Below are 12,575 nucleotides of genomic sequence, written 5' to 3'. Positions count from 1 at the left end.
TTTTTTTATGCCGACGATTTTGTATCTGGATTGAAAATTACTGTGCTGTAAACTGGCGCCCATTATTCGGGTGCCACCACCCGCCAACCGCGTATTTATTATCCTGCAGACAGTTTGTGGGGGATCAATCGTGTGTTGCGCGAGGTCCGGTCGTTCCTGTTTCAAAGCAATTTCAATCTGATTTGTATCGGGAACGACAAGGGACGTTATGCACACTTTTGGCAATCGCCGCGATATTGACGGCTTGCGCGCCCTGGCGGTTATTCCGGTGGTGCTGTTTCACTTCGGTTTCAGCACGTTCAGCGGCGGTTTTGTCGGGGTTGACGTGTTCTTCGTCATTTCCGGATTCCTCATCACCAGCATCCTGTTCCGCGAGATCAGCGCGCAACGGTTCAGCTTCGTCGACTTCTGGGCGCGCCGCGCACGGCGGATCATTCCAGCGCTGAGCGTGGTGCTGCTGGCGACGTTGGCGCTGGGCTGGCTGTTGCTGACCGCCAAGGACTTCTCCGAATTGGGCCGGACGGTGCGGTATCAGGCGCTGTTCATTTCCAACATTCTGTTCATGCGCGAAGACGGTTACTTTCAACCCGCGTCGGATCTGAAACCGTTGCTGCACACTTGGTCGCTGGCCGTTGAAGAGCAGTACTACATCTTCTTCCCGCTGCTGATGGTGTTGTTGATGCGCTATGTCCGGCATTGGCGCTGGATGCTCTTTGCGGTGCTGTTGGTGTCGTTCGGTTTGAACATCGCTTACATCGAGCGCAAACCCGACTTCGCGTTTTTCTCGTTGCCGACTCGTGCCTGGGAATTGCTCTGCGGTGCAATGCTCGCCGTGGTCCCGGCGCCAAAACAACCGATTCGGCCGTGGCTCTATCAGTTGGTCGGGGTTGCCGGGTTGGTCGCGGTGCTGGTGGCGGTGTTCACCTTTGACCGCGGCACCGTGTTTCCAGGCTGGGCGGCATTGCTTCCGGTGCTGGGCGCGACCGCGCTGATCTGGTCCGGCGCGCACGGTTCGACAATCGCCGGGCGCCTGTTGAGCGCACGGGTGTTCGTCTGGATCGGTTTGCTGTCCTATTCCTTTTACCTGTGGCACTGGCCGGTTTTTGTCTACGCCAATGCCATTTCCATCGACGGTATTCAACCGTGGGAAGCGGCTGGCTGGATTCTCTTGGCGCTGGGCCTGGCGTGGTTGAGCTGGCGTTTCGTCGAATTGCCGTTCCGTGAGAAGCGCTTGCTGGCCGGGCGAAAACCGGTGCTGGTTGGCGGTTTGCTGGCCATGGCGGCGCTGGCCGTCACCGGTTCAGTGGTGCGCTCCTCCGATGGTTTTCCGCAACGCCTGACCGGCAAAGCGCTGGAATATGCGCAGGCACGTGAATGGCGCGCCGGGCAGATGAAATGCATGCTGGTGACGTCGGACAAGAAGTTCGACAAGGCGTGTCTGGTCGGCGACAACCAGACCGAGCCCGCGACGCAACTGGTCTGGGGCGACAGCCACGCCGCCGCGTTGTTGCCGGCGATCAAAACCAACGCCGCCCGCGAAGGCCGGCCGGTCTGGCTCTACAGCATGAGCGCCTGCCCGCCGATCCTCAGCGATGACCCGCGCGAGCGCTGCAGGGATTTCAACGAACAGACCATGGAGCAGGTGCGCCGCTTGCAGATCAAGGATGTGGTGCTGGCGTCCAACTGGAGTCTCTACGTTTACGGGCGTGAGGACGGCGATAAAAAAGTGCTGCTCAACTCCCACGACAACATTGCGCAATCGGAAGCACGCATGGCTGCCGCGATCGAAGCGCGTGTGGCGGCGATTCGGGCGGCGGGCGCGCAGGTCTGGCTGTTCAAGGAAGTGCCGCTGCAACGCAAGGGCGCCATTGGCCGCTTGACCAGTCTGGCGCGCGTCGGGCGTTCGGCCGAGGGTCTGGGGCGTCCGCTCGAAGAGCACCTGGCGCGTCAGCATTTCCTCAGTTCGCTGTTTGATTCGATGAGCGCCGCCGACCCCGGCGTGCATGTCATCGACCCGACGCCGCTGATGTGTGCCGACAAGGTCTGCAGCATCGAGGTCAACGGCCATTCGCAGTACAAGGACGAAGACCATTTGTCCGACGTCGGCAGTGCGCGTTTGAGCCCGTTGTTTGCGCCGGTGCTGTTGGGTACGGCGCACAATTGATCGCTGGCATGCGCTGACAGGCTGCTGTTCGGGCGTCAGAGCAGGTAGGATGTACGCCTATTTTACGGGTGCCAACATCAATGAAATTCAAGGATCTTCGGGATTTCGTGCAGCAGCTTGAGCAGCGCGGAGAGTTGAAACGCATCCAGATCCCTGTCTCTCCAGTGCTGGAGATGACCGAGGTCTGCGATCGCACGCTGCGGGCCAAAGGCCCGGCGCTGCTGTTCGAAAACCCCACCGGCTATGACATTCCGGTGCTCGGTAACCTGTTCGGTACTCCCGAGCGGGTGGCCATGGGCATGGGCGCCGAGGCGGTCAGCGAGCTGCGCGAAATCGGCAAACTGCTGGCGTTCCTCAAGGAACCCGAGCCGCCGAAGGGCTTGAAAGACGCTTGGTCGAAACTGCCGATCTTCCGCAAGATCATTTCCATGGCGCCGAAAGTCGTCAAAGACGCGGTGTGCCAGGAAGTGGTGATCGAGGGCGACGACGTCGATCTGGCCATGCTGCCGGTGCAGACCTGCTGGCCCGGCGACGTCGGCCCGCTGATCACCTGGGGCCTGACCGTCACCAAAGGTCCGAACAAGGACCGGCAGAACCTCGGCATCTACCGTCAGCAAGTGATCGGCCGCAACAAGGTGATCATGCGTTGGCTCAGCCACCGTGGTGGCGCGCTGGATTATCGCGAATGGTGCGAGAAGCATCCCGGCAAGCCGTTCCCGGTGTCCGTGGCGTTGGGCGCTGACCCGGCGACCATTCTTGGCGCCGTGACGCCGGTGCCCGACAGCCTTTCCGAATACGCGTTTGCTGGTCTGCTGCGCGGCAACCGCACCGAACTGGTGAAGTGCCGTGGCAACGACCTGCAAGTGCCGGCCACCGCCGAGATCATCCTCGAAGGCGTGATCCATCCCGGCGAGATGGCCGACGAAGGCCCTTACGGCGACCACACCGGTTACTACAACGAAGTCGACAGCTTCCCGGTGTTCACCGTCGAACGCATCACCCATCGGATCAAACCGATCTACCACAGCACCTACACCGGCCGTCCACCGGATGAGCCGGCGATTCTCGGTGTGGCGCTGAACGAGGTGTTCGTGCCGATCCTGCAGAAGCAGTTCCCGGAAATCACCGATTTCTACCTGCCGCCCGAAGGCTGCTCGTACCGCATGGCCATCGTGACGATGAAGAAGTCGTATCCGGGCCACGCCAAGCGGGTAATGCTCGGTGTCTGGTCGTTTCTGCGACAGTTCATGTACACCAAGTTCGTTATCGTCTGTGATGACGATATCAACGCGCGAGACTGGAACGACGTGGTCTGGGCCATCACCACGCGCATGGACCCCAAGCGCGACACGGTGATGATCGAGAACACGCCGATCGATTACCTCGACTTCGCCTCGCCGGTCTCCGGCCTGGGGTCGAAGATGGGCCTCGATGCCACGCACAAATGGCCCGGCGAAACCACTCGCGAGTGGGGTCGGGTGATCGTCAAGGATGAAGCCGTGACCAAGCGGATCGATGACATATGGAATCAGTTAGGAATAGATTGATGCGCGTAACCTTGCAGCCCTCCGGAGCAGTGCTTGAGATTCTGCCCGGCGAGCGGATTCTCGATGGCGCGCGGCGGCTGGGCTATGAATGCCCGCAGAGCTGCCGCAATGGCAATTGCCACGTGTGCGCGGCATTGCTGGTGGAAGGCCGGGTCGAACAGGCCGGCGCGGTGCGCGATCATGGCGAGTTCTACACTTGCATAGCAGAGCCGCTGGAAGACTGCATCGTGCTGTGGGATGGCGTGCTCGCGCTGGGAGAACTGCCGGTGCGCAGCTTGTCGTGTCAGGTCATTGAATGCCGTGAGGTCGGCGGCGACACGTTTCGCGTGCACCTGCGCGCGCCGGCCGGCAAGCCGCCGCGCTATCACGCCGGGCAGTATTTGATGATCGGACGCGAGAACGGCGAGAAATCGGCGTTCTCCCTGGCCTCGGCGCCACACGCCGGGCGCGATCTGGAAATCCACGTGCTGGCGCGCGAAAGCAGTGCGCTGAGCCTGATCGAACAGCTGCAACGCAATCCGATGGTGCGCATCGAGATGCCGTTCGGCGACACCCACCTGGCCGAGTTGCCGGACGGTCCGCTGGTGCTGATCGCCGCTGGCACCGGCATGGGCCAGATCCACAGCCTGATCGAACATTGCCGCGCGCAGGGCTTCAAGCACCCGGTGCATCTGTATTGGGGTGTGCGCCGTCCTGAAGATTTCTACGAAATCGAGCATTGGGACGAATGGCTGAAGTTGCCCAATCTGTTCCTGCACAAAGTGGTCAGCGACCAATGCGGCTGGGAAGGCCGTTGCGGCATGCTGCACGCGGCGGTCTGTGAGGACTTCAGCGATCTGAAGGCGTTGCACGTTTACGCCAGCGGCTCACCGGCAATGGTCTATGGCACGCTGGATGCTCTGGTCGACGCGGGAATGGATGCGCATCAGATGCGCGCAGATGTGTTTGCGTACGCTCCACGTTCTTGATCGTTATAACTCCCCATATAGCCGATCGGTATTTATAGATTTATATAAATGCCGGTAGGTTATATCCCAATCGGGCAATTAATTAACAACTGTGCCATGGCACTTAAATTGCCTTAAAACATATGTGCCTTATTGTTTCAGCGGTGCGTTCTATTAAGTAATTCTTTATTCGCGGGGAGCTGAACGCTATTCGCCATGAGTGCCATTGAATCTGCTTTGCTGAATTTGCCTTACCCTCCGCGACTCGATCTGGGGCCGCAGCTTACTCACGAACAATTGCTCAGCTCGATGCAATCGACCATGGCGCGCCACAAGGGTGGGCCGGTCTGGTTGTTCGCCTATGGCTCGCTGATCTGGCGCCCGGAATGCGCCGCCGTCGAACGCGTTCGTGGCCGAGTGCACGGTTACCATCGCGGCTTGTATTTGTGGTCCCACGAACATCGCGGCACGCCGGAAGTGCCGGGGTTGGTGTTTGGCCTCGATCGCGGCGGTTCTTGCAGCGGGTTTGCCTATCGGTTGCCGGAAGAGCAACTCGAAGCGTCGCTGTATGCCTTGTGGCAGCGCGAAATGCCATTCCCGTCTTATCGCCCACATTGGCTCAACTGCCGTCTCGAAGACGGAAGTCAGGTTCAGGCGTTGGGATTTGTCCTGGAGCGGCACCTGCCGAGCTACGCCGGCAACTTGCCGGATCACGTGCTCAGCCAAGTCTTCGAGAGCGCTTGCGGGCGTTACGGCACCACTCGCGATTATGTCGAGCAGACCGCCAACGCCCTGCGCAGCCACGCCATGCCAGACCGAAATCTGGAGGCGCGGCTCAAGCGTTGCCAATCACAGGCTGATCAGGCGACAGCTTCTTCGCGAGTCTGACTGGCGATTTGTTTGTGCCATAGCGTCGGTGCGAGGCAAATCATCGCCAGGATGCACGCGCCGATCAGCAGGACAAATCCGCCGTCCCAGCCGAAATGGTCCACGGTGTAGCCCATCGCTGCACTGGCCGCGACCGAACCACCGAGATAACCAAACAACCCGGTGAAGCCCGCTGCGGTACCGGCGGCTTTCTTCGGCACCAGTTCCAGTGCTTGCAGACCGATCAGCATCACCGGGCCGTAGATCAGGAAGCCGATCGACACCAGCGCGATCATGTCGATGGTCGGGTGGCCAGCCGGGTTCAACCAGTAGACCAGCGTTGCCACGGTCACCAGGCCCATGAACACCATGCCGGTCAGGCCACGGTTGCCACGGAAGATCTTGTCCGACATCCAGCCGCACAGCAGCGTGCCCGGAATCCCCGCCCACTCATAAAGGAAGTACGCCCACGAGGTTTTATCCACGTTGAAGCCCTTGGCTTCCTTGAGGTAGGTCGGCGCCCAGTCCAGCACGCCGTAGCGCAGCAGGTAAACGAAGACGTTGGCGAGGGCGATGTACCAGAGCATTTTGTTGCGCAGCACGTACTTGACGAAGATTTCCTTGGCGCTGAATTCGTCTTCGTGGCTGGAATCGTAGCCTTGCGGGTAATCGTTTTTGTATTGCTCGATCGGCGGCAGGCCAACCGATTGCGGAGTGTCGCGCATGGTAATAAAGGCAAACACCGCCACGGCCAACGCTACCGCTGCCGGCACGTAGAATGCCGCGTGCCAGTCATTGAACAGGCCCATGCCGAGCAGGAACAACGGGCCGATCAAACCGCCACCGACGTTGTGCGCCACGTTCCACACCGATACCACGCCGCCGCGTTCTTTCTGCGACCACCAGTGCACCATCGTCCGGCCACTCGGCGGCCAGCCCATGCCTTGTGCCCAACCGTTGATGAACAACAGGATGAACATCATCGTCACGCTGGACGTCGCCCATGGCGCGAAACCGAAAATGAACATCACCCCGGCCGACACCAGCAGGCCGAAGGGCAGAAAGTAGCGCGGGTTGGAACGGTCCGAGACCAGGCCCATCAGGAACTTCGACAAACCGTAGGCAATCGCGATCGCCGACATCGCCAGGCCCAGCTGACCACGGGTGTAACCCTCGTCTATCAGGTACGGCATGGCCAGAGAGAAGTTCTTGCGCAGCAGGTAATAACCCGCATAGCCAATGAAAATACCGGCGAAGATCTGCCAGCGAAGGCGTCGATAGGTGCTGTCTATTTTTTCTTCAGGCAAGGCAGCCTGATGTGCGGCTGGTCGAAAGAAAGCAAACATTCAAGAGCTCCAGTTTTCTTGTTTTGACTGCGGATGCGAATGTTACAGTTTCGTTACCGAAAATAGCACCGGTTCGCATTGACCAAACAGCGGAAATATTGGAGATGGGGTGTTCTTTTATGAACATGTCGCTCTGGTGTAAGTGGAGGACGTTGTGGGAAATGTCGCGTGGTAAGCCTTTGTGCGGCGGGTCAGTCCAACGTAAGACAAATTTCTAGGAAACGTCCTTCAACCAAACAGGAAGCCATCCCATTCCAGTGCACGGCGAGCGTGACTTAATCTGAGATCGCTGTCGGGTCTGGAATTTCAATCGCCTAGGGATGAGTGCATGCAATGGTTTGCGTTAGTGGTTTCAGTGGTTTTTTCGACGATGGGTTGGGCGTCAGAGGGTTTCCCGATTGCGCAAAAGAATCCCAAGCCGGTTTACTCCAAGGTCTTGGTCCGGGCAGGCATAACCGGCAATGTCGTAGTCGCGTTCACGGCCCACTCGGATGGCTCGGTCAGCAAGGTGCGAGTTCGGCAAAGCGATCATCCCGAACTGGCGCGGGCATCCACTGACGCCGTGCGTCAATGGCGATACCAACCGTGGAGCGTCAGCGACGACACACCGGCCGAAGTGGAAGTGGTGGCGCCAATGGCTTTCCGTCTCTATTCGGATTTGCCGGAAGGCTTGAATGAATGGCTTAAAACGGTGAAGTGCCGAGAGATTACCGAGTCTCTGCGGGACATTGCTGACTACGCCTGGGTCGATTCGGATGTGTTCTACAAAACCCGCGGTTATCTGTTGAGTGCGGATTCGACCGCGCACATGCCGAATGAACAACGGCTGGATTTGATCAGCAAACTCAACAGGCGGGCGTCAGATATCGTTCGCGAGTGCCGTAATTCGCCAATTTCCAAGTTCTCCAGGCATTTGCCTGCGGATATCCGCAAGCTGCTTTAGGTTTGACGTCAGCAGGCGGTCTGCGCATTTCTTTATAGCCGCAGAGACAGGCCCAGACCGCTTCGTCAGGATCAGCGAACCTGCACAACCACCTTGCCGACCGCTTTGCGCTGGCCCAGATCATTGATCGCCTGCGCCGCTTCACTCAGCGGATAAAGCTGCGACACCAGTGGCTTCAACTTGCCCTCGGCAAACCAGCCGAACAATTGCTGGAAGTTCGCCGCGTTGTCCTGAGGTTGGCGCTGGGCGAAGGAGCCCCAGAACACGCCGACCACGGAGGCGCCTTTGAGCAAGGCGAGGTTGACCGGGAATTCGGGGATGCGGCCGCTGGCGAAACCGACCACCAGCAGGCGGCCGTTCCAGGCGATGGCGCGCACGGCCTGGTCAAACAGATCGCCGCCGACCGGGTCGTAAATGACGTCGGCGCCCTGGCCATCGGTCAGGCGTTTGATTTCATCCTTGAGGCTGGTTTCGCTGTAGTTGATCAGTTCATCGGCGCCGGCAGCCTTGGCCACGGCGAGTTTTTCCGCGCTGCTGGCGGCGGCGATCACCCTGGCGCCCATGGCTTTGCCGATTTCCACGGCAGCCAGGCCGACCCCGCCGGACGCGCCGAGCACCAACAGAGTTTCACCCGGTTGCAGATGGGCCCGTTGCTTGAGCGCGTGCATTGAAGTGCCGTAGGTCATGCTGAATGCAGCGGCGGTGTTGAAGTCCATCGACGGCGGGATCGGCAGCACGTTGTAGCCCGGCACGGCGACCTGTTCGGCGAAGCTGCCCCAACCGGTCAGGGCCATGACCCGGTCACCGACCTTGAGGTGGCTGACCTTTTCGCCGACTGCGCTGACCACACCCGCTGCTTCACCGCCCGGGGAGAACGGGAAGGGCGGCTTGAATTGGTATTTGCCCTCGATGATCAGCGTGTCCGGGAAGTTGACCCCGGCGGCGTGCACGTCCAGGAGGATTTCGTTCTTCTTCGCGACAGGACTGGCGACGTCTTCCAGCACCAGCGATTCGGCAGGGCCGAAGGCTTTGCACAGCACGGCTTTCATCAGGGCTATTCCTTTGGGAGTGATGGCCGATAAGTGTAGGTGTGTGAGTCGTTGGGTCAACGAGCATGCCCGGCCCTGATAGCCAGCCATAAGCTTGTGCTTGCGCGGCGGGTGGTTATGCTAGGCCGCAAACCGGATAAGGAGCGAATTGTGAAAGCGTGGATCATGTTGTTGCTGGCCCTGTCTCTGCCGATGGCAGCGATGGCCGAAGAAGCCAAAGAAGCGAAAGAAGGCGAGGCGCCGAAGGTCAATTACATCTCCCTGAACCCACCGTTCGTGGGCAACTACGGGCTGGATGGCACGCCGAAATTGAAGGTGTTCAAGGCTGACGTGGCGTTGCGCGTTACCGGTGAAGAGGCGACCAAAGCGGTCAAGGCCAATGAACCGTTGATTCGCAACCAGTTGGTGGCGCTGTTCAGTCAGCAGACCAGCGATGCGATGGCGAGTGTCGAGGGCAAGGAAAAACTGCGTCAGGAAGCGCTGAAGCAGACGCAGCAAGTGATGAATGATGAAACGGGTAAACCAGTGGTTGAGGATCTGTTGTTTAACAACCTGATCATTCAATAAGACTTCTGGTGCCTGCTCTGGCCTCATCGCGAGCAGGCTCACTCCTACATTGGAACGCATTTCCCTGTAGGAGTGAGCCTGCTCGCGAAGGCTTCCTTCCAGGCGACAAATCAATCAAGGCTTCAACGCGATAATCGCCGTCCATTGCTCCGCTGTCACCGGCATCACCGACAACCGCGAACCTTTCTGCACCAGCGGCATCTCGGCCAGCGCGGTTTGCTGCTTCAGATAATCCAGCTTCAGCACCTTGGCAAACGTCTCGACATGCGCGACATCAATCGCACTCCAGGCGTTTTTCTCCGGCGTGGCTTTCGGGTCGAAGTAATGGCTCTGGGGATCGAGCGCCGTCGGGTCGGGATACGCCGCTTGGGCGATCTGGCCGATCCCGGCGATCCCCGGCTCCGGGCAACTGGAGTGGTAAAAGAAGAACTTGTCACCGACCGCCATCGCCCGCAAAAAGTTACGTGCCTGATAGTTGCGAACCCCGTCCCAGCGCGCTTTGCCAAGCTTCTCAAGGTCTTTGATCGAGAATTCGTCGGGCTCGGATTTCATCAGCCAATAGGCCATTTTTTTGCTCCTTGCGGGGTGAGTGGGCAAGTTGTCGGGCAATTTTATGACAAACCGACAGTCGGTTGACGCCAGCGTTTGCGTGTCGGTTCACGTTGTCGCAAAATGCCGGCCTTCTTAGCTTGACGCTGCTGCACGGCCTACAACGGAAACCGCTGCTGTCATCGTGTTGATGTGCCTTTGGGGGGCAATCGATGAAACGCAAACCGGATTTACTATGGATTTTGGTTATTTTGTTCGGCCTCGGCGTCGTGACCACCGGTTATGCCCAAAGCTTGTGGAACAACAAGACTGACGCACCGATCGAGATCGCCCAGCAACAACAGCCTTCGGCCTTCAAGCGCTGATCCTGTTCTTCGGACGCCGCACCCGTAGGAGCAAAGCTTGCTCGCGATGACGGCGTCGCATTCAACATCTATGTACCTGCAGGGCCGCCATCGCGAGCAAGCTTTGCTCCTACGGTGCGGATCCTGCGAAATACCACGCCTTGTCTGTCACCGTTCCGTGCAACGGCACATCCCAGCTCGCTTGCGCCAAGCGTCCAACCTTCTGACATTCATGGGCCAGCCCCAATAACGTCGGCTGCCGCCAATTTTTCCGGCGAGCCAGATAGGCGAGGCTGCGGTCGTAAAATCCACCGCCCATTCCCAGGCGTCCGCCGAGATCGTCAAACCCGACCAATGGCAGCAACACCAGATCCAGTGCCCAGACTTTGCGTTGGCGGGCGAGGTTGTGGCGCGGTTCCAGAATGCGGAAGCGGTTGGGTTTGAGTTTCTCGCCGGGGCGAATCCGCTGGAACACCATTTTGGTTCGCGGCCAGGCGCTGAGCACCGGCAGATAGGTGGCTTTGCCCCGGCGTTGTGCGGCGCGCAGCAACAGACGCGGGTCGATTTCACCGTCGGTGGGCAGATAAAGAGAGATGTGTTTTGCGCGGCGAAACAGCGGGTGCTGAGCCAATTGCTGATACAACCCGCGAGCGGCCTGGCGCTGCTGACTGGGTGTCAGTGCGCGGCGGGCCTTGCGCAGCATGCGTCGAAGTTGCGGGCGGGGAAGCAGCGCAGGTTCGGTCATGAAATAGGGCTTCAACAGGTCGGGTGCACAAAGCCTACCCGTAAAAAAGCCGATGCCGGTAATTAAACCGGCATCGGACAAGAATCAGGCTCCCCGGATGAACCGCTGCTGACTTAGCCCTTGAACCCGAAAGTTCAAGGTGGAAGAAGCAGTAGGCTTTAAGGCTTTCCGTCTAGCGGACATGCACACCAGCCCAACGTGCAACTTCCAGGGTAGTGCGAATCGGCTCAGGGACATCGTCAACTGGCAAGCACCCCAGGGAGTGACGCGAGTATACCCCAAGCGGTTTCGCGTTTCAGCCCTTGGTGACGTCCGGATCGGTTGCGAGCACCAGATCGACACGATCCAGCAGGTCGCGAACCTGCTCGCGGGTAGAGCCACTGGCGTTTACGTCCGGGCGATCTTCCTTGTGCAGCAGGTCGTGAGTAATGTTCAGCGCGGCCATTACGGCGATGCGATCGGCGCCGATGACTTTGCCGCTGCTGCGGATTTCGCGCATCTTGCCGTCCAGGTAACGGGCGGCGCTCACCAGGTTGCTGCGCTCTTCCTGGGGGCAAATGATCGAATATTCTTTGTCGAGGATCTGCACGGTAACGCTATTGCTTGAACTCATGAGTCTTGCTCCAGGGCCTTGAGGCGCGAAATCATCGATTCGACCTTACGCCGGGCGATTTCGTTTTTTTCAATGAGGTGAGCGCGTTCCTCGCGCCAGGTTTTTTCCTGAGCTAATAGGAGTCCATTTTGGCTTTTTAGTTGCTCGACTCGATTAATTAGCAACTCGAGTCTCGCCATCAGCGCTTGCAGATCGGTGTCTTCCATTGGGTCCACTGAGAATGTCTGATGGGTAATAACGGGCGGACAGCCTTTAATAGTCTTGGCGAGTCTGTCGATGTAGGATACAGGGCTTCATTCTAGACATAGCGCCGTCTGGCGCCTAGCTGCCCATGCCCATTCAGAATTCCCCGTACCAAGCCTTCGCCACGCTGCTGACTTCCAGCGGCCATAACGTCTCGCCTGCCGAACTGCACGGCCTGCTGCTCGGTCGCAGTTGCGCCGGCGCCGGTTTTGACGCCGACAGCTGGCTGGCCGACGCCGCCGAGCTGCTCGAAGGCGAGCCACAAGACAACGTTCGCAATGCCCTGATCGGCCTGCAAGAGATGGTCAAAGGCGAACTGACCGGCGACGACATGACTGTCGTCCTGCTGCTGCCCACCGACGATGCACCGCTGGCCGACCGCGCCGCCGCACTGGGCCAATGGTGCCAGGGCTTCCTCAGCGGTTTCGGTTTGACCCGCCGCGAATACGCGCTGACCACTGAAGCCACCGAAGTGCTCCAGGATCTGGCCGCCATCGCTCAGGTTCAGGACGCGCTGGAAGAGTCCGACGACGGCGAAAGCGACTACATGGAAGTCATGGAGTACCTGCGCGTGGCGCCGTTGCTGCTGTTCACCGAAACCAAGAAAACCGACGAAGCTGCGGCCAAGCCGTCGTTGCATTAATCGCGTGC

14 protein-coding genes and 1 other RNA gene are annotated in these 12,575 nt (G+C 59.3%); 8 read left to right on the top strand and 7 right to left on the bottom strand.

Annotated features, from left to right (window positions below; translation table 11 throughout):
• Positions 1-208: 208 nt before the first annotated feature.
• The 4 genes from FBY12_RS15970 to FBY12_RS15955 all read left to right on the top strand — a co-directional run bounded on the left by FBY12_RS15970 (position 209) and on the right by FBY12_RS15955 (position 5,546).
• On the top strand, positions 209-2,164 hold the full coding sequence (locus FBY12_RS15970; protein WP_121733362.1) for an acyltransferase family protein: 1,956 nt from the start codon (positions 209-211) through the stop codon (positions 2,162-2,164).
• Positions 2,165-2,244: 80 nt separating this feature from the next.
• The gene (gene ubiD, locus FBY12_RS15965) at positions 2,245-3,711 is read left to right on the top strand and encodes a 4-hydroxy-3-polyprenylbenzoate decarboxylase (RefSeq protein ID WP_092276439.1); all 1,467 of its coding nucleotides are present in this window, start codon (positions 2,245-2,247) and stop codon (positions 3,709-3,711) included.
• Positions 3,711-4,679 carry a CDP-6-deoxy-delta-3,4-glucoseen reductase gene (locus FBY12_RS15960; RefSeq protein ID WP_145253868.1) on the top strand — a complete coding sequence of 323 codons (969 nt, stop codon included), beginning with the start codon at positions 3,711-3,713 and terminating at the stop codon, positions 4,677-4,679. The genes ubiD and FBY12_RS15960 overlap by 1 nt, the downstream gene beginning before the upstream one ends.
• Positions 4,680-4,874: 195 nt before the next feature.
• Positions 4,875-5,546 carry a gamma-glutamylcyclotransferase gene (locus tag FBY12_RS15955; RefSeq protein WP_101208210.1) on the top strand — a complete coding sequence of 224 codons (672 nt, stop codon included), beginning with the start codon at positions 4,875-4,877 and terminating at the stop codon, positions 5,544-5,546.
• Here FBY12_RS15955 and glpT read toward each other — a convergent pair.
• Positions 5,519-6,871: a glycerol-3-phosphate transporter gene (gene glpT / locus FBY12_RS15950; protein ID WP_092276448.1), complete on the bottom strand. Its 1,353-nt coding sequence runs from the start codon at positions 6,869-6,871 to the stop codon at positions 5,519-5,521. The genes FBY12_RS15955 and glpT overlap by 28 nt on opposite strands.
• 328 nt (positions 6,872-7,199) lie before the next feature.
• Between glpT and FBY12_RS15945 the strand changes: the two genes are divergently transcribed.
• Positions 7,200-7,814 (top strand): energy transducer TonB, encoded by a 615-nt coding sequence (locus FBY12_RS15945; RefSeq protein WP_145253865.1) that lies wholly within the window; start codon positions 7,200-7,202, stop codon positions 7,812-7,814.
• 71 nt (positions 7,815-7,885) lie between these two features.
• Here FBY12_RS15945 and FBY12_RS15940 read toward each other — a convergent pair whose 3' ends face one another.
• Positions 7,886-8,863, bottom strand: coding sequence for an NADPH:quinone oxidoreductase family protein (locus FBY12_RS15940; RefSeq protein WP_145253862.1), 978 nt, complete (start codon positions 8,861-8,863; stop codon positions 7,886-7,888).
• Between the two features lie 150 nt (positions 8,864-9,013).
• Between FBY12_RS15940 and FBY12_RS15935 the strand changes: the two genes are divergently transcribed.
• The gene (locus FBY12_RS15935) at positions 9,014-9,430 is read left to right on the top strand and encodes a flagellar basal body-associated protein FliL (RefSeq protein WP_121733358.1); all 417 of its coding nucleotides are present in this window, start codon (positions 9,014-9,016) and stop codon (positions 9,428-9,430) included.
• 114 nt (positions 9,431-9,544) lie between these two features.
• Here the strand turns inward: FBY12_RS15935 and FBY12_RS15930 are convergent, their stop codons facing one another.
• Positions 9,545-9,997, bottom strand: coding sequence for an EVE domain-containing protein (locus tag FBY12_RS15930; protein ID WP_145253859.1), 453 nt, complete (start codon positions 9,995-9,997; stop codon positions 9,545-9,547).
• Between the two features lie 194 nt (positions 9,998-10,191).
• Here FBY12_RS15930 and FBY12_RS15925 point away from each other — a divergent pair, with 194 nt between their 5' ends.
• Positions 10,192-10,344: a hypothetical protein gene (locus FBY12_RS15925; protein WP_007942433.1), complete on the top strand. Its 153-nt coding sequence runs from the start codon at positions 10,192-10,194 to the stop codon at positions 10,342-10,344.
• 109 nt (positions 10,345-10,453) lie between these two features.
• Here FBY12_RS15925 and FBY12_RS15920 read toward each other — a convergent pair whose 3' ends face one another.
• The 4 genes from FBY12_RS15920 to FBY12_RS15905 form a co-directional block, all read right to left on the bottom strand.
• A complete protein-coding gene (locus tag FBY12_RS15920) occupies positions 10,454-11,068 on the bottom strand; it encodes a 5-formyltetrahydrofolate cyclo-ligase (RefSeq protein WP_145253856.1) in 615 nt (204 codons plus the stop codon).
• Positions 11,069-11,154: 86 nt separating this feature from the next.
• A non-coding RNA gene (ssrS, locus tag FBY12_RS15915) (6S RNA) lies at positions 11,155-11,333 on the bottom strand.
• A 30-nt stretch (positions 11,334-11,363) separates the two neighbouring features.
• Positions 11,364-11,681: a cell division protein ZapA gene (locus FBY12_RS15910; protein WP_092276463.1), complete on the bottom strand. Its 318-nt coding sequence runs from the start codon at positions 11,679-11,681 to the stop codon at positions 11,364-11,366.
• Positions 11,678-11,887 carry a TIGR02449 family protein gene (locus tag FBY12_RS15905; protein WP_003213954.1) on the bottom strand — a complete coding sequence of 70 codons (210 nt, stop codon included), beginning with the start codon at positions 11,885-11,887 and terminating at the stop codon, positions 11,678-11,680. Before FBY12_RS15905 ends, FBY12_RS15910 begins: the two co-directional genes overlap by 4 nt.
• A gap of 125 nt (positions 11,888-12,012) precedes the next feature.
• Between FBY12_RS15905 and FBY12_RS15900 the strand changes: the two genes are divergently transcribed.
• Positions 12,013-12,567, top strand: a complete 555-nt coding sequence (locus tag FBY12_RS15900) for a YecA family protein (protein ID WP_121733355.1) — start codon at positions 12,013-12,015, stop codon at positions 12,565-12,567.
• Positions 12,568-12,575 lie beyond the last annotated feature (8 nt).

The sequence above is a fragment of the Pseudomonas sp. SJZ131 genome (assembly GCF_007828705.1).
GTDB lineage: Bacteria > Pseudomonadota > Gammaproteobacteria > Pseudomonadales > Pseudomonadaceae > Aquipseudomonas > Aquipseudomonas prosekii.
Note: the sequence above shows the minus strand (reverse complement) of the source record. Positions and strands in the feature narration are given on the sequence as shown.

Coding starts and splice junctions, on each gene's coding strand:
- FBY12_RS15910 (WP_092276463.1), bottom strand. CDS start 11,681: ATGAGTTCAAGCAATAGCGTTACCGTGCAGATCCTCGACAAAGAATAT.
- FBY12_RS15960 (WP_145253868.1), top strand. CDS start 3,711: ATGCGCGTAACCTTGCAGCCCTCCGGAGCAGTGCTTGAGATTCTGCCC.
- FBY12_RS15945 (WP_145253865.1), top strand. CDS start 7,200: ATGCAATGGTTTGCGTTAGTGGTTTCAGTGGTTTTTTCGACGATGGGT.
- FBY12_RS15925 (WP_007942433.1), top strand. CDS start 10,192: ATGAAACGCAAACCGGATTTACTATGGATTTTGGTTATTTTGTTCGGC.
- FBY12_RS15920 (WP_145253856.1), bottom strand. CDS start 11,068: ATGACCGAACCTGCGCTGCTTCCCCGCCCGCAACTTCGACGCATGCTG.
- FBY12_RS15970 (WP_121733362.1), top strand. CDS start 209: ATGCACACTTTTGGCAATCGCCGCGATATTGACGGCTTGCGCGCCCTG.
- FBY12_RS15955 (WP_101208210.1), top strand. CDS start 4,875: ATGAGTGCCATTGAATCTGCTTTGCTGAATTTGCCTTACCCTCCGCGA.
- FBY12_RS15940 (WP_145253862.1), bottom strand. CDS start 8,863: ATGAAAGCCGTGCTGTGCAAAGCCTTCGGCCCTGCCGAATCGCTGGTG.
- ubiD (WP_092276439.1), top strand. CDS start 2,245: ATGAAATTCAAGGATCTTCGGGATTTCGTGCAGCAGCTTGAGCAGCGC.
- FBY12_RS15905 (WP_003213954.1), bottom strand. CDS start 11,887: ATGGAAGACACCGATCTGCAAGCGCTGATGGCGAGACTCGAGTTGCTA.
- FBY12_RS15930 (WP_145253859.1), bottom strand. CDS start 9,997: ATGGCCTATTGGCTGATGAAATCCGAGCCCGACGAATTCTCGATCAAA.
- FBY12_RS15900 (WP_121733355.1), top strand. CDS start 12,013: ATGCCCATTCAGAATTCCCCGTACCAAGCCTTCGCCACGCTGCTGACT.
- glpT (WP_092276448.1), bottom strand. CDS start 6,871: ATGTTTGCTTTCTTTCGACCAGCCGCACATCAGGCTGCCTTGCCTGAA.